Consider the following 20,943-nt stretch of genomic DNA (forward strand, 5'->3'; position numbering starts at 1 on the left):
GCATATGCACAAAAACCTATGAACATTTCCCGCAAAATTCAGTCAATCCCACGATAACAGATGAAACGATTGTTCCGATAATAGCCGGCACTGAAAACTTCTTCATTCCGGTTTATTCAATGATTCAAATCACCACCCTGGGTGCCCTGAGCGGGCTGCTGATTTCCATAGGACTTATTCTGCGACGCGTGCCGCCTGCCTATGGCATGATGATTGGTGCATTTCTCGGTGCCATGATCGGTCTGGCCAGCCTGGGCGACAGTGTTACGCTGATGATCAATGGCGTAAAGGGCATTACACCTTCTGTACTGCGAATTCTCGCAGCCGGTGTACTGGCCGGTGTTTTGATTGAATCCGGTGGCGCAGGCGTCATCGCCGAAAAAATCGTGGATGCAGTTGGCGAAGCCAGGGCCGTTATTGCTCTGATTCTGGCCACCATGCTGTTGACTGCTGCTGGCGTCTTTGTCGATGTGGCGGTTATTACGGTTGCACCCATTGCCCTGGCCATTGCCAAACGCGCTAATATTTCCATTCTATCGGCATTGGTCGCTATGGTCGGTGGCGGTAAGGCGGGGAACATTATCTCGCCTAATCCCAATACCATTGCCGCATCCGATGCCTTCAATTTGCCACTCACTGATGTGATGATGGCTAATATTATTCCAGCCTTGGTGGGTCTGGTGGTCACTTACATTGTGGCCAAGATGCTGGTAAACCGTGGAACCAAAATCTCTGAAGAGATGGCAATCGAAGAAACCAGCCAAAATAACCACCCTTCCCTGCTGGCTGCTCTGACGGCACCTCTGGTCGCTATTGGTCTTCTGGCTCTGCGCCCTGTTGCCGGTATTGCCATTGATCCATTGATCGCCCTGCCGGTGGGTGGTGTTGCCGGTGCGCTGGCCATGGGACGTATCCGTGATATCAACACTTTTGCGGTGGGAGGTCTTCAGCGCATGAGTGGTGTTGCTATTATGCTGATCGGTACCGGAACGCTTGCCGGTATTATTGCCAGCTCCGGGCTCAGTAACTCCCTGGTTGAGTTCCTTAAAGCCTCCGGCCTGCCTGCCTACCTGCTGGCGCCATTGAGTGGCATGATGATGTCAGCGGCAACCGCTTCGACAACTGCTGGCACAGCCGTTGCTTCCAACGTATTTGGCCCCATTATTATTGCCCTGGGCATTCCATCACTGGGCGCTGCAGCCATGATGCATGCTGGTGCAACAGTACTGGATCACATGCCTCACGGCAGTTTCTTCCATGCGACGGGCGGCAGTGTCGGCATGGGCATCAGTGAGCGCCTGAAAGCACTGCCATGGGAGACCCTGATCGGCTTCTCCATGGCTGCTACTTCAACGCTGATTTATGGCATTCTTCAATTCTGAGGGAACAGACCATGAAAATTGTTATTGCACCAGACTCGTTTAAAGAATGCCTTACTGCAGCCCAGGTAGCACAGGCTATTGAAACCGGTTTGAAGCAGGTTCTGCCGGATGCAGAGTACATTAAAGTTCCAGTTGCCGACGGTGGAGAAGGCACACTTCAGTCACTGGTTGATGCCACCGGCGGCAGACTGATTGAGGTACCGGTCACCGGCCCAATGGGAGAGCCCGTTCAGGCCAGCTTCGGCTTGCTGGGTGATGGTGAAACCGCCGTCATTGAAATGGCCAGGGCTTCAGGTATTGAACTGGTACCTGCGGATCAGCGTAACCCGATGATCAGCACGACAAGGGGAACGGGAGAGTTGATTCTCAGTGCCTTGGATCACGGCATCAAGCGCATGATCGTCGGTATTGGTGGCAGTGCGACCAACGATGGCGGTGCCGGTATGATGCAGGCACTGGGCGTAAAACTGCTGGATGCTGATGAAGAAGAGCTGCCCTGTGGTGGTGCAGCATTATCAAAACTCTGTAGCATTGACACCAGCCAGATGGATGAGCGTCTGAAGCATGTTGAATTCATTGCAGCCTGCGATGTGGACAATCCTCTCACCGGAGCCAATGGTGCTTCTGCCGTGTTTGGCCCTCAGAAAGGTGCCAACCCTGAGATGGTTGAAGCGCTGGACCAGGCACTGAAACACTATGCCAGCCTTCTGAAACGCGACCTGGGTAAAGAGGTTGAGCAACAGCCTGGGGCAGGTGCTGCGGGAGGCATGGGGGCTGCTCTGCTCGCCTTCCTGGGCGCTGAACTAAAGCCGGGGATTGATATCGTAATGGACGCCGTCGACCTGGCGGAGAAAGTCATCGGTGCTGATCTGGTGATTACCGGAGAAGGCCGCATTGATGGACAGACGGCACAGGGTAAAACGCCTGTGGGGGTTGCCCGGATTGCTAAACATTTTGACCTTCCTGTGATTGCACTGGCAGGCTCTGTAGGTTCAGGTGTCGAAGCCGTTTATGAACGTGGAATTGACGCTCTGTTCCCGATTGTTCATGGCGCCGTACCACTATCAGAAGCACTGGCTAATGGAGAAGAAAATTTGATCCGTGCAGCCAGAAATCTGGCCAGTACCTTAACGCTTCTCCGCTGATAATATTTTAAATTAACCACAGAGTCACAGAGCAAAGCCTTCTTCTTTATCTCTGTGACTCTGTGTATTTGTGGTAGCTCTCTTTCCTCCTCAAATATGCCCCCTCCCCGAACAGTCATCCAAATAGTGCAGGATGATTCCCCAATGCCGATATGAGCTATGAACCCCCTGTTTTTCATTCGAGCAGCTTTACCCGGGATTGTTCATGGCCAAAGAACCTGAAGATAAAAATAATTCTGATGACAATGATAATGGCAATGTCATCGATATGTTCACCCGCAAACCTCTGGATGAGGTTAATCAACACCAGATTATCCGTATAGCCCCAGAGCTGGATGGCATGGAAATGCTCTACAGTAACGATGCCAACCCCGGCAAATTGTTCAGCATGAAAATACTCTGCTGGGCACTGATGAAAGATGGAACCATTGATGCACTGATCCCCTGGTTAAACAAAGTTGTCCCGGCAAGAGAACTCAATGACCCACTGAACGGCCACTGGGAGGGTTATTTTGACAAAGTTCACGATCACGCATTTTTTGAAGTTCCGGAACACAGGGTTGCAGAGCTAGAAAATGCCGTAAACTATTACCCTCCAATAGAAGATACGGATGAAGCGATAATCGTTCAGGAAATTCCGGACACTATTGGCACACATGCCATACTCACGGAAGACCAGTTCAAAACCATTGTTCTGGTTCATGTAACCAGCTGGCGCCTTTATAGCGATGGCCGGGTGATGGCCATGGTGGCCGATGACAAAAAAGTGGAAAACACGCCGGTACTACCGGGCGATGAGTGCCTGTTTGCCGCCCAGGATCATGAAGATTTCCATTACTTTTTCCATTATGTGATTGCCAACAAGATCAAGCATGGTGATCCGGAGGCTTTAGCCGCGTTTACTCACCTGGTCGAAGGGTAATAACCCCGTATAGAACCACCTTCAGAGCTTGCCATAGCAAGTAGTCAGAGCTGCTTGCTAATACTTATATCAAGAGCTAATTTGATACTTTCCTATGCCCCCTTCCCGCTGAAGATAATCAATCCAACAACCAACTCAACCTTTTTAAAACTTTCTTTAAAAAGCCAATGGAGTAAAAGATATGGAGCCCGGACCATCGGGATATTCAGGTGTAAACAATACATCTACGGCCCCTCACACTTACGCCAGTTTCTCGACCAATAAAACTTCAAGTGTCGAGTCTGTGCTTGAAAAGGCACGTATTTTCCGTTTTCGTGAGGTGGACGTAATTGTCGGATATACAAAACAATATATTTCAAACAAAAGAACTAACTCATATATAGACGCCTCAGGAAAACACTTTGTATTTCGAGATGCTTCGCCTCAGTACCTAGCCAGACGAAAGGTCGAAGTAATGACTACTTTCTTTGAATCAACAACTCTTGAATTATTTAAAGGTGCCAATGATTCTGAACAACCTGCTCCCAATTCATTGCTTAGTCATGCATTCGAATATGATGCTTTTATTAGACAACATGCCAGAAAAATCATGAATCATGAGGCTATACCAGACTTTTTAAAACGACTTGGGAATTCTGGACAGGAACATCTCCATTTTCTGCAAAAAATAGCTAGTGCAATGCAGGCAAAAACCGAAGTCAATCCAGAACAGGATGGACAATATCTTTTAGCTCTCTGGGTTGAGCTTTCCAACGCTATGGCTTTCAGAACTTCAGGAAAAAAAACGCCCCTTTCCCACAACCTTTCACGTGGAGCTGCATGGCAAAACATGCGGCTCAGAACCAAAATAAACGTCAGTTTTCAGATCAAAACCACGAGCTGACAATCAAGACTAAAAGAATGAAAAATGAGCCAGAGCAAACAACCAGCTCACAACTTCCAAGACAAGACTCTACAAGTTCAGAAGACACTATAATTTACAACTCTGAACCAGTTCCTGTGGAAAGTTCACGCCCCCAGAGACAAAACAGCAGCTATTCTACTCACATGGAAAAGAGTGATGATACATCAACTGAGGATGATATTGGTAATGACCCAGAAGAGGATAATTTCTTAGATAAAGCGAGAAAGGAAGGGAAAAGTGAAGCTGAGATTGCAGTATTAAAATTTAACTACCTTATAAGTCAGGCCATGAAAAATGCACAGTTAATTCAGCAAGAACAAATGAGAACTGGTCATCCAAGTATCTCGGATAATGAAAAAAGAAAAATGATGAGAAGCTTGTATGAAGCCCAACCCATAGTAAAGAGTATTCTAACTAAAAAATAATAAGCCAGGCTGGAAGCAATAAGCTTCCAGCCTTAGAAATATTTACTTCCAACCTGCTACAGAACTGCCCTTAAACAGCTCAGCAGCCTTTGCTTCGACGGTGTCGGTCTGGTAAGACTTAACCAGTGCGACTACGCGAGGGTCTTCCTTATTATCTTCACGGGTAACAATGATATTCACGTATGGTGAATCTTTATCTTCTACCAGCAGGGCATCACGGGTTGGAATGTAACCTGCAGGTACCGCATAGGTATTATTGATAAAGGCCATATCCACATCATCCAGAGAACGTGGCAGTTGAGCCGCATCCAGTTCAATAAACTGGAAGTTGCGTGGGTTCTCAACAATATCAGCTGGCGTTGCTTCCAGATTATTCACATCGTTCAGTTTAATGAAGCCACGCTGATGCAGAAGAATCAGTGTACGGCCTTCATTGCTTGGGTCGTTAGGAATAGCAATTTTGGCACCGTCTTTCAGTTCACTGATGTCTTTCAGCTTTTTGGAATAGGCGGCAATGGGGTAAACAAAGGTATTGCCGACAGCCACCAGTTTAAAGCCACGGTCACGAACCATACTATCCAGATAAGGACGGTGCTGGAATGCATTGGCATCAATACTGCCATCAGACAACGCTACGTTAGGAGACACATAGTCAGAGAACTCAATCAGTTCCACATCCACATTATGGTCTTTTTTGGCGATGTCCACGGCCACTTTCATAACATCAGCTTCAGGACCTGCCATCACCCCCACCTTTAGAGGGCCATTTGGATCATCAGACTGACCACAACCAACCAACAACGCTGCTGATGCTAATACCGCCGAACTGGCCAGAATTTTTACCGTTTTTAGAATATTAAAAGTCATTTATTACTCCCAGACTTTATCAACGCTCTATTAACACCGTACTTAGCTTTAAAAAGTGCTAATAGACTCCCAACAATCAGTTTATTAATAATTTTTTAACTGTATTCAGTGACTGCGATCATAATGCTGTTGAAGCCGATCACCGATCATCTGCAATAACTGAACAAGCGCAATCAATACGACCACCGTGGCCAGCATAATGACACCATCAAACCGCTGGTAGCCATAACGGATTCCCAGGTCACCAAGACCACCTCCACCTATGGCACCTGCCATGGCAGAATAACTGACCAAAGTGACCAGAGTAATCGTCATACCGTTAATCAATCCCGGCCTGGCTTCTGGCAACAATACCCGGGTGATGATTTGCAGAGGGCTGGCTCCCATAGACTGAGCCGCTTCCACCAACCCCGAAGGCACTTCAATCAATGCGCCTTCTGCAATCCGGGCAACAAAAGGAATAGCGGCTACCGTCAGTGGAACAATCGCTGCGGTTGTTCCGATAGAAGTCCCCGTCAGTAGCCTTGTCAGTGGGATGATGGCGACCATGAGAATAATGAAAGGAATGGAGCGACCAGCATTCACAATACCACCCAGAACCATGTTGGCAGCCCGGTTCTCGAGAATACGCCCTTCACGGGTGACATAAAGCAGAACCCCGAGAGGAATACCCAGCAGAAAACAGATACTGCCAGAAAACGCCACCATGTAGAGGGTTTCCCACAGAGCCTTAAACAACAGCGACCATGCATCAGCTGACATAACCAATCACCTCTACCTGGACATTGTCTTTGAGAAACTGTAGAGACTGGTCAATGCCTTCAGGCTCACCCATAATCTCTACCATCAAAAAACCCATGGCCTTTTCATTCACCGTTTCAATATCTGCCTGCAGAATATTAAAGTCTGTATTAAATTGACGAGCAGCCTTGGTGATCAGCGGCTGGACAACGCCCTGCCCAACAAAAGTAATTCGTACGACAGGCCTGGCACCGTCAGAAGATTCTGGCTGAAAACGTGCTTCAATTTCTGCGATTGGCTTCTCATGAATCGCGCTGCGGACAAACTCTTTAGCCAGATCAGTTTGAGGATTAAGAAAGAACTGCTCAACTTCATTCTCTTCAATAATCTTCCCAAAGCTCATAATTGCCACACGGTCACAGATGGTTTTCACCACATCCATTTCATGGGTAATAATCAGAACTGTAATTTTCAACTGCCGGTTAATGTCTTTCAGCAATGAAAGAATGGATCGTGTGGTTTGAGGATCCAAAGCCGAAGTGGCTTCATCACACAGGAGAACTTTCGGTTTACTGGCCAGAGCTCTGGCGATAGCAACCCGCTGCTTCTGACCACCTGAAAGCTGGGCTGGGTAGCTGTGCCTTTTATCGCCCAACCCTGTCAGCTCCAGCAAAGGCATAACCGCCTGTTCAATCTCCTGTTTACTGGCACCTGCCAACTCCAGAGGTAAAGCGATATTGTCGTAAACGGTTCGGCTGGAAAGCAGGTTAAAGTGCTGAAAAATCATACCAATGTTATGGCGAGCCAATCGCAACTCTTTTTCAGAAAGCCGGGTCAAATCCTGACCGTCAACCAATACCTCACCGGAGGATGGTTTTTCCAGAAGATTGACACAGCGGATCAGCGTACTTTTACCAGCACCACTGGAGCCAATAACACCATAAATCGTACCTTCAGGCACACTGAGGTCCACTCCATCAATGGCCTTGACCTCAGTGCCGCCAGGCGCAAACACCTTGGTCAGGTTTTTCAATTCAATCATTACAGCTCCTGCCTACAACTGCGCTGGATGATGAGTAGCAATGTCTAAACATCTGTTAAAACAGATAGAGTATTTGTCAGATAGTTCCAGTTCAGGGAGGGGGAAATCATACCCCGGAAACCGCTCCTGCGTTTCCGCGATACCGTACATCCATGTACATAAAAAAACCACCCTGCTGCTAACAGAGTGGTTTCATAAGGAATTCTTTATTGAAACCCTTCTTTTAGCGGAATTTGTAATGCGCCCGCAAGCCAAGGTCAAATCAGCGCATGAGTGTACAAACTATCCAAAATAGTGATTTCTGTCAACTCCCGCCAAGTAACATCAAACGGCAGACAGAATAGCGGTTATTCCTGAAATACTGCAGAGAACAAGCATTATCTGACGAATCCTTTCCTTTTCAACCTTCTCCGCAACTTTGCTGGCCATCCAGTGCCCCGTTAACACCGCCGGAAAAAGACACAGGCCATAGATCAGCTGCTCTTTTGATAAAAGATCATTAATACCCAGCATAACCAGTGAAATAAAACTGCCAACCACAAAAAATACGGCCAGGTTTGCCCTGATCCGGTTACCACTTTCATTCTGCAACAGCAGAGCCATGGGAGGGCCACCAATTGATGCCGCCGTCCCCATCATCCCGGAACATAAACCAGCACTGAACAACGTGAATGGTGAGGTTTTCAGCTTATAAGGAAAAAGGCTCCCGACAACGGCAAGAAGAACAGCCCCACCCAGCACCAGACTGAGATGCTGGGTACTGACCAGCATTAAAATCATCACGCCGAGTATGGATCCGGGCACCCGACCCAGCAGGGCATAACCCAGAATTGAAACATCTATCTCATTGGCATAACGTCTGGCGGAAAGCGCGCCGATCGCCATACCGGAAAAAATCAGCGGTCCCGGAACCAGGACGGGATCAATTTGATAGAGAAAGGGTGCAGCAACCACTGCCATACCAAAGCCTATGGTTCCCTGAACAATAGCCCCCAGGCCAACAACACCCATTGCAGCAATCATCTGCAGAAGTGACAGTTCCATGAAAGTACATCCAGCAAAGACTTCAGAAGTCACTCAAATCTCTGCTATATTATTTTTTCGAATAAAAAAAGAAGGATAAATTATATAGAGATACTGTCAGCTAAAACATACGTACTGGTAATTTTTTTGCCTGCAGAGTGCTTAATAACTGGACAACCGACATTTGTCTTATTTAATAAAAGAGGAAGGAATATTTTTAATCAGTCATGGCTTTTACTTTTCAGTTTTTCTCATAAAAAGGTGCCATGAAATAAAGAACAGATGTCGTCAGGTATTTTCGCAGTTTTCTACCATTCATATTTTTTCTCTACATGAATGGCTGCCAGACTTCATCCCACATGTCCCTAACACCCATAACCAGCATGGGCAGGTATTATTATGGAGCTCTTCTTCAAAGATTTCATTATGCTTTGGTCTACCATTGATCCGGTAGGTACTCTGGCATTGTTCACAGGACTCACAGCCCGATTATCAAAATCACAAAAGCGTAAGGTGGCCCTGAAAGCAACGACTTACGCTTTTGTTATCCTCCTGTCGGCCCTGGTTCTCGGGCAGATTATTTTAAAGGCGATGAGTATCCAGCTGATATCCCTACAACTAGCCGGAGGCATCATCCTTTTCCTTTTTGGTCTACAGATGATCTTTTCCGACCCTGAAGAAGGGACTGGTTCACGGGAACCAGGCCATCAGTTGGCAGTATTTCCTCTGGCAGTTCCTTCGATTGCCAGTCCCGGAGCGATCATGGCTGTGATTGTGCTTACAGACAATAATATGAAGACCTTCACTCAACAAGCCATGACCGCAGGAGCCATGACTTCTGTCCTGCTGATTACCTGCGGGCTCATGCTCATTGCGGACCGGATTTTCCGGGTTATCGGACATAATGGCTCGGCAATCATCATACGGGTTATGGGAATGATACTGGCCGCACTGTCTGTCGAGCTGGTTATGACAGCCCTTGGGGTTCAGCGCTGGATGAGCTAGACATTCAGCAACTCCCTGTCAGGATTGAACCAGAAACCTACCAAGAGTACAAAGTAAAAGAGAAGTACTTCTTCGGGCTCTTAATGAGCTTATATCCAAAGGTTTTCAAGTTGCTACGCAGCAGCAAGCAAGTGAAGCTCCGGGAGTCTTGAAATAGCCGGTAACAGGGCTGAGCTGCGTTCCAGCTAGCGAATGCCAGCCAACAAAAGTAGCAACTTGAAAGGCAACGGGTATAGTGGTTTCAAAAAAGAAGCTCCATACCCTGCTGCGATCTATCTTTCTAGCTCTCCAGGCCCATCATCGACTTATAATGTTTTCTACAAACCGACAGATAGCTGTCGTTACCACCTATCTGCACCTGACTGCCACTTTTAACAGGATTGCCTTCACCATCAAGACGAAGCTGCATATTGGCTTTTTTCTCACAGCATTTACAGATGCTCTTCAGCTCCGTTAGCTCATCAGCAATACTGAGCAGAACTTCACTGCCAGCAAACGCCTTGCCAAAAGCATCAGTACGAAGCCCAAAACAAAGCACCGGAATGCCCAGAACATCCACCACGTCGGAAAGTTGCCATACTTGTTCCGGTGTCAGGAACTGTGCTTCGTCCACCATGACACAGGCAATATATTCTTCGCTGTATTCTCTGGCAATTTGCTGCTTCAGGTCATCCTGCTGGGTAATGGCTACCGCTTCGCTTTGCAAACCAATCCTTGAAGTAATTTTCCCCACACCAAAGCGATCATCAATCACCGGGGCCAGGAGCAGCACCCTTTTACCCGCACTCTCATAATTATGAGCCGATTGCAGAAGGTAAGTACTCTTGCCCGAGTCCATGGAAGAAAAATAAAAATAAAGGGAGGCCATTACACGTTGATCCTGAGATTGATGGTTTAATTATTCCGTCATTGTCGCTTTATCTCCACCGAAATTACCGCACACCATTTTGTAAAAATGCTTACCACTGGTTTTTACCGGCTATGTCAGCCCTCGTTTTTTTGCTAGCCTTCTCTGCTTCCAACCTTTGCGCGTACTGAATGAAACTGACACCACACCAGCAAGCTGTTGCCAATCATGATAAAGATCATGCTCTGTGCATTGCCGTAGCGGGCTCCGGCAAAACATCCACCCTGGCACAGCTGGTGAGCAATCTACTCCAGAAAGGGGCAGACCCACGGCGAGTGATGGTGATGATGTTCAACAAAGCGGCGCAAATTGATTTTTCGAAGAAGCTTCGTACCCTAATCGCCAGTGAGACAGACGCTCTGAATCAAGACCAGCTGTTACTGCCAGAAATACGTACCTATCATGCAACGGGCTTGAAACTGCTCAGAACACTGGAAGGCTGGGGAGTTCGTGAACCTTACAGCAAGCAACCGCTTTCGGAAAAAGTGGTTGAATTACAGGTCAGAACCCTGATCCTGAAGCTCGCACCAGAAGCCATTAAAGACCGTATTCGCTCAGATGCTGCCCGTCAGATCGAAACAGTCATCAGCTTTATAGAGTCCGTGAAGGCTCATTTAACCAGCCCGGAACAGTGGTTTGAACAAACGGGCTATACTGACGACTACCGCTTTTTTATTAAACTGTTCAAACAGTTTGAACAGTGGCGTCATCAGCAACAGTCCATCACGTTTACGGACATGCTGTACGATCCGGTCAAACTGATTCTTGAAAATCCACAGCTGATTCCCAGAGTTGAAAACAAAATGGACTTTATCATTGTGGATGAGTATCAGGACACATCGACCCTTCAACACCGTTTTACTCAGCTGATTGCAGGACAGCGGGCCCGAATGGTGGCCGTGGGAGATCCGGACCAGACCATCTACGAGTTTGCCGGTGCGAATATCGGCAATATTCTGAACCACTTTCAGCAGGATTACGGTGACACCGGTGAAGTAAAAGAACTCAGCATGCCCCACACCTTTCGCTATGGTCACAGCATTGCCCTGGCTGCCAGCCATTTAATCAGCCAGAACCGATCCCGTAAAAATGTGCTCTGTATTGCCCATCCGGAAAACTCGCCCTCTCTGATTCGTATCAGCCAGCCAGGATCTGACGACAGTCGCTTTGTGGTTGAGTCACTGACGGAATACCTTGCATCCGGCACACCACCAGAATCCATTGCTATTCTGGTGAGGGTCTGGGCTCAGGCCGTGCCTATTGAATTGAACCTTCTGGAAATGGGCATCCCCTACACCAGCGATGGCCCTTCCCTCTTCCAGCGCCCGGAAATTGAAGCACTGATCGATGCAATGGTGATGGCCAGCGGCGGCCTGGCAGAACTGGAGCCCGATATCCGATACCACAAGCTCACCAGACTATTAACTCTGCCACACATTGGCCTGAAACATCATCATATTGACTGGCTATGCCAACAGCTCAAGGGAAATAGTCATCAATTTGGCAAGGCCCTGGAAAAACTGGCGCCTGAATTAAAAGACATCAGCGATTTTCAGGCAGGCAAACTAATAGCCCGGGCAGAGCTGTTTACACGGCTCGAGCAAAATGGACTTCAACAAAAAGCCCATACACTGATTGCTGCCTATATCCAACAGTCAGAGGTATACGACAGCCTCAGATCCATGAGCCTTAATGAGCAGAGAACCGATGAACAGATTCTGGCAATAAAAGGCTTCCACCGCTTTCTGAAGCAGCTTAACGAAGACACACCCAGCTGTTGCAACCATATATACGATCTGATTGAAAAGCGAAAAAAACAGAAAGCTCAACGACAGCGTTCCAGAAATGGTATCACTCTCAGCTCATGCCATCGCGCCAAAGGACTTGAGTGGCCAGTTGTGCTGTTACCTGGTTTAACCCGCCAATACTGGCCCTTCCTGCGGGAAGACGAACTCGCTACTCTCTCTCCTGTAAAGAGCAGCAATGCCATTGAATCAGAGCGTCGCCTGCTCTATGTAGCCATGACGCGGGCAAAACAGCAGTTACACCTGTTTACAGCTGAAGGAGACCTGGCTGGCAGCAGCGCTATGAGAGGGAAAAAAACTCAGGACAATATCAGCCCCTTTGTACTGGAAATGAACCTCCCGCACGTACTTTCCCTTGGTAACCTGCTCCATGAAGAGTCTAATGATGCACTGGCCGAAGCCATCGAAAAAACGGGGCTAACACCTGTATCAAATCGCTACGTCTGTTCTGCTCGCCCATCACTGGTCACAAGGCTAAAGAAGGCACCCATCATTAAAACGTCCAATCACGCCTCTATTGCCTCCAACAACAAACAAATCAACAGCCCGACCCAAGGGGTATGCAGCGATGGCCCCTGGCAACTCAGGGCTATTATTGATCACGCCATCTTTGGCCGTGGTGAAGTGATTGAAGTCAATGACAGCAATTTCTCTATCCGTTTTGACAGTCGTCAGCACGGCGTTAAACGTTTTGCCAAAATTGAAGAAGTTCGTCATCTATTCAGGGTCCTCACGGCCTGAATCACTTAGACTGCCACAACGCCTCTTCAAGCCGACTTCAAAAAGTCTGGTTACCCGCGTAAATCGTCCGGCATTCAGTCTAGACTCATGTGTGAGCGGGCCCACATTCTGCTTAAACAAGTACATTCCCACCGACTCATCATCCGGCATAAGTACCATTTCATAAGAAACTTCACCGCCTTCAAACACCTCTTCACTGGCCAGTAAGCCTACTTCAATACCATTTTTCGCGAGTTTCCTGATATACCGGTACTTTCCCTGCAACACCTGCTCTGAGCCAATAACCTGATAGACGTAGCCACTGCGCCCAAAGTGCATCAGAAATTGAGAGCCTGCATCAGAGCTGTCAGATAACTTCACACCGCCGTCCTGAAATAGAAAAACCTCGCCCTCAAGTTTTACTGGCAACAGTCCCTGACAGTAGCCAATACAGGATGATGCACAGAGAGCAATAGACAAAAAAAGACGAAATACCTGACTGGCCATGATGGCTCCCTTGTTTTCAGGAAAGCCGGTAATACTAGTCCGTAAATCTACGACCTGTGTTAATTACTGATTCTGATCAAATGGAGGCGACCGTGATTATCCTGCGCAAATTGACTCCCAAAATTAAATTATACTGATGATGGTTTCACTCTTCCGATGGAGTTCCCGATGTTTTACATAGTGAAGGTGGGATTATTTTTTCTATCCTTTCTGCTGCTCTCAGCCTGTTCGGTACTTGATCATCAAGAGCCCTCCCGGGAAATTCATCCCGTCCCTCCCGACACGCTTCAGGAAAACACCCTTTATACAAATATGACGGCCTATGGTAAGTACATGGGGTGCAGTGCCGGAGTAAAAAACCTTGGTGGACCTCAGGACGGCTGGGTTATGGCCCCCTCACTACCAGGCACCTATGAAGAGTACCTCAGTGGCTGGGAAGCAGGGTTCAGGAAATGTCGGACAAGTCTGGGCCCCGAAGAAACTTCGGGAGGTCCAGTGGTCCCCCCGGGAGACCTTTACCCTTGAGTTTCATTCTTTATTTTGGAGTCTCTTATGTTTCCATTAATGAGATGGGCATCATTTTCTCTGATGATACCGATACTTCTTGCCTGTTCTGAGATCAATAAACAGACATCGCCACAGAAAAGTATGCCTCCTCCTCCAGACATCACCCAGGATAATACGCTGTATACCAATATGCGTACTTATGGCCAATATATGGGCTGCAGTGCCGCAGAAAGAAATGAAGGCCTGCCTCAAGCAGGCTGGGAACAGGCCCCCTCCCTGCCAGGGACCTATGAAGAATACCGCACTGGCTGGCAGGAAGGATTTAATAAATGTCGAATCGGCCTTGGGCCTGTAGTGCCTCCTGATGGAGTCTATCCATAGTCCAATGACACTGACTTAAGCTGAAAAGCCCCGTAAACATGGGGATTGATACAGATTGAGGGATTTGAATTGGAACCACAAAGATCACGATGAAGAGCTTTTCTTTTCCTTTGTGCTCTTCGTGGTTCAAACTCTTGAATGCCTTAAAGCCTACTTACTAGCATGACTTTTCCTCTTAAGTCAGTGCCATTGATCCATAGCCCCAAGACATAAGACGTTATCTACTTACGACGCCCTTTTTTCTGTCGGCTGGACGTGCTTTTTGACTTGCTGGCTGAACGATTATCCCATTGTCCGCCTCGTGCTTTTTGAAAAGTACCAGGTGTCTTTACCCGCTGGCCAGATCGTCTCTGCCCTTTCTGCTCTTCTTCCGGCACCAGTTGATGCTTACCAGCGCCAATAAGGTCAGAGCGATTCATATCCCGTAGAGCCTGACGCAAGAAGGGCCAGTTTTTCGCATCATGGTAACGGAGAAAAGCCTTCTGTAAACGACGCTGATCAAGCGTTCTTGGCGTGTAAAGACGAGGACTTTTATAGCTGATCCGTTTCAGCGGATTTTTCTCAGCATGGTACATGGCCGTCGCCAGCGACATAGGCGATGGATAGAAGGTCTGTACCTGATCCACACGGAACTTGTTTTTCTTCAGCCATAAAGAAAGGTTCAACATATCTTCATCTTCGCAGCCGGGATGAGCCGCAATAAAGTAAGGAATCAGATACTGTTTTTTACCCGCCTTCTGAGAGAAGTGCTCAAACATCTTTTTAAACGCATCATAAGTCCCCATACCCGGCTTCATCATCAGGTCCAGGGTGCCTTTCTCAGTATGTTCCGGTGCGATCTTCAGATAGCCACCCACATGGTGAGTCACCAGCTCTTCCACATACTCAGGATCTTCTACTGCCAAGTCATAACGAAGGCCAGAGGCGATGGCGATTTTCTTGATACCCGGCAACGCCCGTGCTTTGCGATAGAGTTCAGTGGTCTGCTTGTGTGAGGTTTTCAGGTTTTTGCAGATACCCGGAAAAACACAAGAGAGTCGACGGCAACTGGCCTGAATCTGATCATCCTTACAATTCAGGTGATACATATTCGCGGTTGGACCACCCAGGTCAGAAATCTGACCAGTAAAGCCCGGCACTTTCTCACGAATATCTTCCAGCTCTGCCAGCACTGACTCGTGTGAACGACTCTGGATCACTCGCCCTTCGTGCTCAGTGATAGAGCAGAAACTACAACCACCAAAACACCCACGCATAATGTTCACGGAGGTTTTAATCATGTCGTAAGCCGGAATTTTAGCATTACCATAAGACGGATGTGGTCGGCGCTGATAGAACAGACCAAAGACACCATCAATCTCAGGTGTTTCCAGCGGGATTGGTGGCGGATTGACCCAGAGTTCACGATTGCCGTGCTTCTGTACCAATACCCTGGCATTGTGCGGATTGGACTCCTGATGCAACACTCTCGAAGCATGGGCATAAAGTGACGGGTCATTGCGCACTTTTTCAAACGAAGGCAGTCGTATACAGGTCGTTTCAGGGTTCAGCTTTTCTTCACGATGCAGTGGCATCGGAATAATCCGCACCGGCTGAACCTCATTAATGGATGAACTCTCTTCGGTTTGACAGCTTTCTTCTTCTTTATAGTCGTAAGGGCTGGATCCAAATGCTTCCTGCAGAGAACTGATATCCCGTGGCCAATCGATTCGGGAAGAGTCGATTTCTGTCCAACCACCAGGCACCTGCGGCTTCACAACCACGGTACCGCGAACATCATGGATATCTCGAATATTAACCCCGGCAGCTAACCGGTCGGCCACTTCTGCCATGGCCCTTTCTGCATTTCCGTACAGCAAAATTTCTGCGGTTGCATCCACAAGAACTGAACGTCGAACCTCATCACTCCAGTAATCATACTGAGCAATACGGCGAAGACTGGCTTCAATCCCCCCCAGAATAACCGGAACCTCACTGTACGCCTCTTTGCAACGCTGGCTATAAACAATCACCGAACGATCCGGCCGCTTGCCGGGTTCCGCATGGGGTGTATAAGCATCGTCATTACGAACTTTCAAATCAGCCGTATACCGGTTGATCATGGAATCCATATTGCCGCCGGTAACCCCAAAAAACAGGTTGGGTTTACCCAGACGTTTGAAGTCTTCCGCATTGCTCCAGTCCGGCTGGGCAATGATCCCTACACGAAAACCCTGAGATTCGAGAAAGCGGCCAATAACAGCCATACCAAAGCTGGGATGGTCCACATAAGCATCACCAGTAACAATAATGATGTCGCAGGAATCCCAGCCCAGATCATCCATTTCCTGACGGGACATGGGAAGGTAAGGGGCTGTGCCATAACATTCTGCCCAGTACTTGGGGTATGAAAACAGGTCAGGGGCAGTTTTTGGTGTTGGCATGGATTATTCAGTGCAGTGATTAAAAACCCGCTATTCTCACAGAAATCGGCGATCAGTCCTACCTCGGTTTTCAAACGATGCACTGATTAATTACGATAAACGACTCAGAAAAACCGGCAAAAGCCGGTTTCAGCAGGGGGAAAAGCGAACAGAGACTATTCTTTCGACGCCACTTTCACCCATTCCCTTAACTCTCTTTTCAACACTTTACCCGTTGCACTGAGCGGGAACGCCTCAAAGACCCGGACATATCGAGGATATTTGTAATCCCCCAGCTGCTGCCGCGCCCAGGTTTTTACCAGCTCTGGTGACAGCTCCCGACCTTCATGCAGTATCAGGCAGGCCATGATTTCTTCCACATAGTAGTCATCAGGCACTCCAATCACGGCAGCCTGCATAATATCAGGGTGGGCCAATAGGACCTCTTCGACCTCACGGGGGTACACATTAAACCCACCGCGAATGATCAGGTCTTTCTTGCGATCGACAATATAGTAGTTACCCGCCTCATCGCACCGGGCAATATCACCGGTAAGAAACCAACCGTTATTAAGCACTTCAGCCGTCTGTTCCGGCTTGTTAAAATACCCCTTCATGACATTGTGCCCACGGATGGCCAGTTCTCCATCTCTGTCAGGGGGCAAACTATTGCCATCCACATCGACGATTTTCAGGGATACTCCGGGAATCGGGCGACCAATAGAGCCGGGAATCCGCTCCTGATCAGTTGTATTGAAACAGGCAACCGGCGACGTTTCCGACAAACCATACCCCTCAAGCACCGTAACCTTGAAGTTGGCTTCAAACGCTCTTAAAACTTCCAGCGGCATTGGACCACCACCACTGATACAGAGCCTGAGCCGATCCGTAATCGTTTGCCGGTCACTTTCTCCCACTGAATCAACCGCTGCATTCAGGGCGATGTACATGGTAGGAACGCCTGAAAAAAACGAGACCTCTTCCCGAGCCAGCAGCTGCAGTGTTGTCTCAGCATCAAACCGAACCATCAGCACCAGCGTGGAGGCAGAAGTCACAGCGTGAAGCATATGCGCTGTCTGGGCAAAAGTATGAAACAGCGGCATGGCCACCAAATGGGTATCATTGACATCGGTAGCCAATAACGCCGAACAGATTAGCGCATTCATCGCCAGGTTATGATGGGTCAGCTCAGCACCCTTAGGCTTGCCCGTAGTCCCTGATGTATAAAGGATCGCGGCAGTATCATCCGCTGAACGATCTTCCGGATCATCCATTGGTGTATTGGATAAGAGCATCGCCAGCGTTGGCTGGTCCTGCCAGCTATCCGTTTGCAGACTACTGGTAATGGCAAAAAAGTGCTGACAGCTGTTTACCTGATTAAACGCTTCCAGTCCGAACTGCCCTAAAGGCAGTTCACTGGTTCCTTCAAAGCAGAGAAAGGCTACCGCCTGACTGTCCGAGAGATGGTAAGCAATTTCTTTTGGTTTCAGAAGAATATTGAGAGGCACCACCACGGCACCAGCGCTGAGAATACCGTAGTAAACCATCAAAAACTGGGGAAGGTTCGGGCAGCTCATGACAACCCGATCACCGGGCTTGATACCCTGCTGCTGTAATCCCTTGCCAATACTGGCCGAAGCACTTTTCAACTCCTGATAGCTGATGCGCACATCACCAAACACGATGGCGGTTTTATCAGGATATACAGCAGCACTCCGATAAAGGAAATCAGCAAGATTAGACATTGAAACAACCACTCTGAACAGGAACGGAAAATATCGACTCCCATCAGAAAGTAGTTACCGGTCATTAAAAACTCAAACTATTGGCTATTTAAAACAGACTGGATTGGGAAGTAATGATTTTTTCAAAGTCCAGATTTACAAAAGGCAGGACGCCTTCTGCAATCGGTTTTAACTGTTTGGTAACGTAGTGATCGTAATCAATGATGCTATTTAAATATTCCAAAGGCTCTGGGCCATTTATAGTGATGACGTATTGAACAGAACCTTTGTTCTGGTATTGCAGCGGCCTACCCTCTGCCCGGTTCTGTTCATCCGCCATGCGGGCAGCACGCACTTGAGGAGGCACATTTTTCACATAATCACTTAAACGGCGGCGCAGTCGTTTTTTATAAACCAGCTGGTCATCCTTTTTACCCTGTTGAACGGCATTAACCGCATCCAAAATATAAATAGAGGGGTCACTGCCAGCAAACACCAACCGAAGCAGCTCTGCCTGAAATTCCCGAGCCAGAGGTGTCCAGTCTGACCGGACAGTCTCAAGCCCTTTGCAAACCAGTTCTTCACCGCTTTTACCAACCTTCAAACCGGCATAACGTTTCTTGCTGCCCGTTTCAGACCCCCGGGTAGTCGGCATAAGAAAACGTCGATAATGCGTTTCATACTCCATTTCCAGATAACAAGTGAGTCCCAGAGAGTCTTTTAACAAATTCCGCCAACGACGATTAATACCTGTTGCCAACTGCTGTCCGATCTCATCAGCCTCATTATGGGAAAGTTTTTTTCCCAGAAGGACAAAGATGGAATCCGTATCCCCATAAATCACCTGGTGTCCACTTTCTTCAACCCATTTTGAGGTCTGTAACATAATTTCATGGCCACGCATCGTGATAGAGCTGGCCAGGCGGGTATCGTAAAATCGGCAACCACCGGAGCCCAGTACCCCATAGAAAGAATTCATCAGGATTTTGATCGCCTGGGAGCGAGCACTGTCCTGCTCGGCTTTGGCCTGGTCACGTTGCTGCCAGAGCTGGGTAATAATCTCCGGTAAAAAATGCCGCTCCCTGGAAAAAAGCGCACCTTTAAAACCGGGAATGGCACTCTCCGGATGTTGTAAACCTTCCACCAGCCCCAGTGGGTCTACTTTAAAAGTGCGAATAATGGAGGGATACAGACTTTTAAAATCCAGAACCAGTACATTGTTGTACAAGCCCGGCAGTGAATCCATGACATAGCCACCCGGCGAGGCCAACCCTCCCCCTTCAGGAAGATTGGGAGCAACGTATCCGGCACGATGCAGTTTCGGAAGATAAAGGTTGGTAAAAGCCTGCACAGAGCCGCCGATTCGATCCAGCTCCAGCCCGGTCAGTTCGCTGCGTAACCGGAGAAAATCCAGCAATCGTGTTTTTTCAAAAATCTCCATTACCAGACGACAGTCTTCCAGGTTGTACTTTGCCAGCTTCAACTTATTGTGATGAAAATCGTGAGTAATAGCGCTCAATCGATTATTGACATCGTCAATCGCTTTTCCTTTGCCCAGCAACTCTCGGGCAACGGACTCCAGGCTAAAACTGTCAAACTGCCAGGTCGCGGATTTAAGAGCATCAATGCCATCAACCACCATCCGTCCGGGTATTGCAACATAGCCTTGACCTGGTTCAGTGGTTCGTTCCCGCCAACTGGCAGATTGCCAACCTCTGCCCAAACGCAGTGGCATTCGATATAGAGCTGCACGTTTCAACAAAAGCCGAAAATCGAAGTTGATAACATTCCAACCAATAAACAGATCCGGGTCATACTGTTCTACCTGAACTTCCAATGCTTCAAGCAATGCCCGCTCATCCGTAACCCATTGAATAGTAAGTTCCGTCTCTACTGCACCTTCTGGCTCTATACCTGCTGAAGGCTTTTTATATGCTGAGGGCTCTCCAATCATGATTACCGTCGAGATGCTCTCCCCATAGAGACCGATTGAGTAAAGCTCACCTCGGGCTGAACACTCAACATCCAGAGAAACAACCCGAAATGACGGCACATATTGAGCTGGCCGGATACGGGCATGGCGATACTCCAGAAATCCCGGTCTCTGAATCGGCTCACCCGTAAACGCCAGAGGCCCATAGGTAAAGCGCTCCATCAGGTAGCGGTCATGCAGGCGGATATCCGCCTCATATATGAGCAGAGACTCAGAGCTGAGTAACCGCCGAGCTCGCTGACTGCTATCAATGGTATTGAAGTAGAGTGCAGTGACAGGCTGATGATGAAACGTGGTTAATTCCAGGTGCCGAAGGGAAACAGTTATCTGGGCATGATTTAGCAGCATTTCAGCTTGTTTAAACGCAGCCGTTTCGACAAAAAAGACGGGCTGTTCTCCTTCGAGAACAAGACATACCGGTTGGTCATCCGTAACCAGCCAGAAAACCATTTCAGTCTGGTTACGCCGGTCAGAACTCTGTCTGCTTAGTAGAAAACCTTTTTGTCCTGATGCCATTCTGAAGATTGTGGAAAATGAAGAT

Annotated in this window: 18 protein-coding genes and 1 riboswitch; of the genes, 9 read left to right on the forward strand and 9 right to left on the reverse strand. The window is 48.1% G+C overall.

Annotated features, from left to right (window positions below):
• Positions 1 to 119 precede the first annotated feature (119 nt).
• From GV64_RS16905 to GV64_RS16925, 5 genes are all read left to right on the forward strand, one after another.
• Positions 120 to 1,382 carry a GntP family permease gene (locus GV64_RS16905; RefSeq protein WP_026258428.1) on the forward strand — a complete coding sequence of 421 codons (1,263 nt, stop codon included), beginning with the start codon at positions 120 to 122 and terminating at the stop codon, positions 1,380 to 1,382.
• Between the two features lie 11 nt (positions 1,383 to 1,393).
• A complete protein-coding gene (locus GV64_RS16910; RefSeq protein WP_020583750.1) occupies positions 1,394 to 2,527 on the forward strand; it encodes a glycerate kinase in 1,134 nt (377 codons plus the stop codon).
• Positions 2,528 to 2,732: 205 nt separating this feature from the next.
• A complete protein-coding gene (locus GV64_RS16915; RefSeq protein WP_020583749.1) occupies positions 2,733 to 3,449 on the forward strand; it encodes a hypothetical protein in 717 nt (238 codons plus the stop codon).
• Positions 3,450 to 3,630: 181 nt separating this feature from the next.
• Positions 3,631 to 4,332, forward strand: coding sequence for a hypothetical protein (locus GV64_RS16920; RefSeq protein ID WP_020583748.1), 702 nt, complete (start codon positions 3,631 to 3,633; stop codon positions 4,330 to 4,332).
• On the forward strand, positions 4,269 to 4,778 hold the full coding sequence (locus GV64_RS16925) for a hypothetical protein (protein ID WP_152554102.1): 510 nt from the start codon (positions 4,269 to 4,271) through the stop codon (positions 4,776 to 4,778). The genes GV64_RS16920 and GV64_RS16925 overlap by 64 nt, the downstream gene beginning before the upstream one ends.
• 42 nt (positions 4,779 to 4,820) lie before the next feature.
• Here the strand turns inward: GV64_RS16925 and GV64_RS16930 are convergent, their stop codons facing one another.
• From GV64_RS16930 to GV64_RS16945, 4 genes are all read right to left on the reverse strand, one after another.
• On the reverse strand, positions 4,821 to 5,645 hold the full coding sequence (locus tag GV64_RS16930) for a MetQ/NlpA family ABC transporter substrate-binding protein (protein WP_020583746.1): 825 nt from the start codon (positions 5,643 to 5,645) through the stop codon (positions 4,821 to 4,823).
• A gap of 105 nt (positions 5,646 to 5,750) precedes the next feature.
• Positions 5,751 to 6,407 carry a methionine ABC transporter permease gene (locus GV64_RS16935; RefSeq protein ID WP_020583745.1) on the reverse strand — a complete coding sequence of 219 codons (657 nt, stop codon included), beginning with the start codon at positions 6,405 to 6,407 and terminating at the stop codon, positions 5,751 to 5,753.
• Positions 6,397 to 7,428, reverse strand: a complete 1,032-nt coding sequence (locus GV64_RS16940; RefSeq protein ID WP_020583744.1) for a methionine ABC transporter ATP-binding protein — start codon at positions 7,426 to 7,428, stop codon at positions 6,397 to 6,399. Before GV64_RS16940 ends, GV64_RS16935 begins: the two co-directional genes overlap by 11 nt.
• A gap of 203 nt (positions 7,429 to 7,631) precedes the next feature.
• Positions 7,632 to 7,707: riboswitch (SAM riboswitch) on the reverse strand.
• 45 nt (positions 7,708 to 7,752) lie between these two features.
• On the reverse strand, positions 7,753 to 8,472 hold the full coding sequence (locus GV64_RS16945; RefSeq protein WP_020583743.1) for a sulfite exporter TauE/SafE family protein: 720 nt from the start codon (positions 8,470 to 8,472) through the stop codon (positions 7,753 to 7,755).
• A gap of 378 nt (positions 8,473 to 8,850) precedes the next feature.
• Between GV64_RS16945 and GV64_RS16950 the strand changes: the two genes are divergently transcribed.
• Positions 8,851 to 9,456: a MarC family protein gene (locus tag GV64_RS16950; protein WP_020583742.1), complete on the forward strand. Its 606-nt coding sequence runs from the start codon at positions 8,851 to 8,853 to the stop codon at positions 9,454 to 9,456.
• Between the two features lie 280 nt (positions 9,457 to 9,736).
• On the opposite strand, the gene GV64_RS16955 is transcribed toward GV64_RS16950, so the two are convergent.
• The gene (locus tag GV64_RS16955) at positions 9,737 to 10,324 is read right to left on the reverse strand and encodes a thymidine kinase (RefSeq protein WP_020583741.1); all 588 of its coding nucleotides are present in this window, start codon (positions 10,322 to 10,324) and stop codon (positions 9,737 to 9,739) included.
• Positions 10,325 to 10,494: 170 nt separating this feature from the next.
• Here GV64_RS16955 and GV64_RS16960 point away from each other — a divergent pair, with 170 nt between their 5' ends.
• Positions 10,495 to 12,909, forward strand: a complete 2,415-nt coding sequence (locus tag GV64_RS16960; protein ID WP_020583740.1) for an ATP-dependent helicase — start codon at positions 10,495 to 10,497, stop codon at positions 12,907 to 12,909.
• On the opposite strand, the gene GV64_RS16965 is transcribed toward GV64_RS16960, so the two are convergent.
• The gene (locus GV64_RS16965; RefSeq protein ID WP_020583739.1) at positions 12,886 to 13,395 is read right to left on the reverse strand and encodes a hypothetical protein; all 510 of its coding nucleotides are present in this window, start codon (positions 13,393 to 13,395) and stop codon (positions 12,886 to 12,888) included. The two genes, GV64_RS16960 and GV64_RS16965, sit on opposite strands and share 24 nt — an antisense overlap.
• 168 nt (positions 13,396 to 13,563) lie before the next feature.
• Here GV64_RS16965 and GV64_RS16970 point away from each other — a divergent pair, with 168 nt between their 5' ends.
• Both GV64_RS16970 and GV64_RS16975 read left to right on the forward strand, forming a co-directional pair.
• Positions 13,564 to 13,920 carry a hypothetical protein gene (locus GV64_RS16970; RefSeq protein ID WP_020583738.1) on the forward strand — a complete coding sequence of 119 codons (357 nt, stop codon included), beginning with the start codon at positions 13,564 to 13,566 and terminating at the stop codon, positions 13,918 to 13,920.
• Positions 13,921 to 13,947: 27 nt separating this feature from the next.
• Complete coding sequence (locus tag GV64_RS16975; protein ID WP_020583737.1) at positions 13,948 to 14,283, forward strand: hypothetical protein; 336 nt, start codon at positions 13,948 to 13,950, stop codon at positions 14,281 to 14,283.
• A gap of 221 nt (positions 14,284 to 14,504) precedes the next feature.
• On the opposite strand, the gene GV64_RS16980 is transcribed toward GV64_RS16975, so the two are convergent.
• From GV64_RS16980 to GV64_RS16990, 3 genes are all read right to left on the reverse strand, one after another.
• Positions 14,505 to 16,706 (reverse strand): YgiQ family radical SAM protein, encoded by a 2,202-nt coding sequence (locus GV64_RS16980; protein ID WP_020583736.1) that lies wholly within the window; start codon positions 16,704 to 16,706, stop codon positions 14,505 to 14,507.
• Between the two features lie 155 nt (positions 16,707 to 16,861).
• Positions 16,862 to 18,430 (reverse strand): long-chain-fatty-acid--CoA ligase, encoded by a 1,569-nt coding sequence (locus GV64_RS16985; protein WP_020583735.1) that lies wholly within the window; start codon positions 18,428 to 18,430, stop codon positions 16,862 to 16,864.
• An 88-nt stretch (positions 18,431 to 18,518) separates the two neighbouring features.
• Entirely contained in the window at positions 18,519 to 20,918 is a 2,400-nt protein-coding gene (locus tag GV64_RS16990; protein ID WP_020583734.1) for a DNA polymerase II, read from the reverse strand.
• Positions 20,919 to 20,943 lie beyond the last annotated feature (25 nt).

Origin of the sequence: Endozoicomonas elysicola (assembly GCF_000710775.1) — a bacterium.
Classification (GTDB): Bacteria; Pseudomonadota; Gammaproteobacteria; order Pseudomonadales; family Endozoicomonadaceae; genus Endozoicomonas; species Endozoicomonas elysicola.

Excerpts from the sequence above, each read along its gene's own strand:
- GV64_RS16960 (WP_020583740.1), top strand. The coding sequence starts at position 10,495 with ATGAAACTGACACCACACCAGCAAGCTGTTGCCAATCATGATAAAGAT.
- GV64_RS16905 (WP_026258428.1), top strand. The coding sequence starts at position 120 with ATGATTCAAATCACCACCCTGGGTGCCCTGAGCGGGCTGCTGATTTCC.
- GV64_RS16935 (WP_020583745.1), bottom strand. The coding sequence starts at position 6,407 with ATGTCAGCTGATGCATGGTCGCTGTTGTTTAAGGCTCTGTGGGAAACC.
- GV64_RS16970 (WP_020583738.1), top strand. The coding sequence starts at position 13,564 with ATGTTTTACATAGTGAAGGTGGGATTATTTTTTCTATCCTTTCTGCTG.
- GV64_RS16910 (WP_020583750.1), top strand. The coding sequence starts at position 1,394 with ATGAAAATTGTTATTGCACCAGACTCGTTTAAAGAATGCCTTACTGCA.
- GV64_RS16985 (WP_020583735.1), bottom strand. The coding sequence starts at position 18,430 with ATGTCTAATCTTGCTGATTTCCTTTATCGGAGTGCTGCTGTATATCCT.
- GV64_RS16945 (WP_020583743.1), bottom strand. The coding sequence starts at position 8,472 with ATGGAACTGTCACTTCTGCAGATGATTGCTGCAATGGGTGTTGTTGGC.
- GV64_RS16955 (WP_020583741.1), bottom strand. The coding sequence starts at position 10,324 with ATGGCCTCCCTTTATTTTTATTTTTCTTCCATGGACTCGGGCAAGAGT.
- GV64_RS16915 (WP_020583749.1), top strand. The coding sequence starts at position 2,733 with ATGGCCAAAGAACCTGAAGATAAAAATAATTCTGATGACAATGATAAT.
- GV64_RS16925 (WP_152554102.1), top strand. The coding sequence starts at position 4,269 with ATGGCAAAACATGCGGCTCAGAACCAAAATAAACGTCAGTTTTCAGAT.
- GV64_RS16980 (WP_020583736.1), bottom strand. The coding sequence starts at position 16,706 with ATGCCAACACCAAAAACTGCCCCTGACCTGTTTTCATACCCCAAGTAC.
- GV64_RS16940 (WP_020583744.1), bottom strand. The coding sequence starts at position 7,428 with ATGATTGAATTGAAAAACCTGACCAAGGTGTTTGCGCCTGGCGGCACT.
- GV64_RS16930 (WP_020583746.1), bottom strand. The coding sequence starts at position 5,645 with ATGACTTTTAATATTCTAAAAACGGTAAAAATTCTGGCCAGTTCGGCG.
- GV64_RS16950 (WP_020583742.1), top strand. The coding sequence starts at position 8,851 with ATGGAGCTCTTCTTCAAAGATTTCATTATGCTTTGGTCTACCATTGAT.
- GV64_RS16975 (WP_020583737.1), top strand. The coding sequence starts at position 13,948 with ATGTTTCCATTAATGAGATGGGCATCATTTTCTCTGATGATACCGATA.
- GV64_RS16990 (WP_020583734.1), bottom strand. The coding sequence starts at position 20,918 with ATGGCATCAGGACAAAAAGGTTTTCTACTAAGCAGACAGAGTTCTGAC.
- GV64_RS16965 (WP_020583739.1), bottom strand. The coding sequence starts at position 13,395 with ATGGCCAGTCAGGTATTTCGTCTTTTTTTGTCTATTGCTCTCTGTGCA.
- GV64_RS16920 (WP_020583748.1), top strand. The coding sequence starts at position 3,631 with ATGGAGCCCGGACCATCGGGATATTCAGGTGTAAACAATACATCTACG.